1 protein-coding gene and 2 pseudogenes are annotated in these 1,139 nt (G+C 58.7%); all 3 read right to left on the reverse strand.

Annotation, left to right across the window (positions count from 1 at the left end):
* Positions 1-248, reverse strand: a pseudogene (locus tag EKD05_RS25520) (hypothetical protein); the annotation flags it as partial.
* 211 nt (positions 249-459) lie between these two features.
* Complete coding sequence (gene csx15, locus EKD05_RS25530) at positions 460-846, reverse strand: CRISPR-associated protein Csx15 (protein WP_240695938.1); 387 nt, start codon at positions 844-846, stop codon at positions 460-462.
* A pseudogene (locus tag EKD05_RS25535) lies at positions 843-1,139 on the reverse strand (hypothetical protein); the annotation flags it as partial. The pseudogene EKD05_RS25535 and the gene csx15, both read right to left, overlap by 4 nt.

The raw sequence follows: 1,139 nt of genomic DNA on the forward strand, positions 1-1,139 counted from the left end.
CGGGTATGCGGGACCAACCCGCTGCGATGCTCGTAGGTGAATGCCAGGTTCATCGGGAACCCAGCGGCGCAGAGTGGCACGCCCTCGGGACTGAGCTGACGTTTGCCGCGCTGGCCACCGCTGCTGAAGGGCACCGTCGCGAAGCCGCCCGCTTCGTGGAAGTAGCCATAGACGTACTGGGCATCAAAGGCGGCGTCCCAGGTGCCAAAGCGCGGGCGGCGACCTAACCGGGCCTCGACTTGTTCCATCAACTCATCGTCTCGATCTGAATGATGACTGGCATAATGATGGTGCGATCAAGCGTGCCTGTCGTCTTTGGATGCGTGGTGGTTGGCATCCGCCCCCTGATGACCCGCGTGAGACGATTGGATGATACCACCCACATATAGCCCGATCACCATCCCCGGTTACGTATCCGACGGGCACGGTGCGCTTCCCGCGTGCGCCCTTGCACTGTATTCAGATACGTCGTCCACGAGCTGCGTCACGCAGGGTTTGTAGGTTGACGATCTCAGCCACTTCATAGCGTGTCGGCACACTCTGAGCCACCGGACGGATGTTGAGCATCGTCGGGAACCCACCACAACGCCCATGCAATTCGGCAACCAGGGCCAGGGCGACCGGTGCCAGGGCCGGTGGGTTCAGGATGATCGGCGTGGTTTGCCAGGCTTCGGGTGTCAGATCTGCCGCATTCGCCAGTTCCTGCGCAATATCTGCCAAGGGACGGGCGCGGTCTATCTGGGCAAGCAAATCACGAACTTCTAGGGTGCTCACGCCGCAGCACTCTGCGATCTGCGTTCGCTGTTCCTGGGTGAGCGGGTGACTGTAGTTGAGGACCAGGATCATAATTGTACTTTCATCAATTGTGATGGCGCATCACGAACGACCCGGCCATGTTCATAGACAGTTCGTACGTATTGCATCGGTACACCGTACTCACGACAGGCCAGAACTGCGCCTGCACTCATCTGTTTTGTTCCTGCCGTAATATCCACAATCAGTTGATCCACCATCGCATCAGCCGTTTCGAGCGCATCGACCACGGCACGATGCGAAGCTTCGATATCAAACGCATCCGTGAGGGGCAATTGAGTCAGTTGTACCCGATCACCACCTGATTCTGTACGGAGCCATCCCGT

This window comes from Candidatus Chloroploca sp. Khr17, assembly GCF_004138165.1.
Lineage (GTDB): Bacteria > Chloroflexota > Chloroflexia > Chloroflexales > Chloroflexaceae > Chloroploca.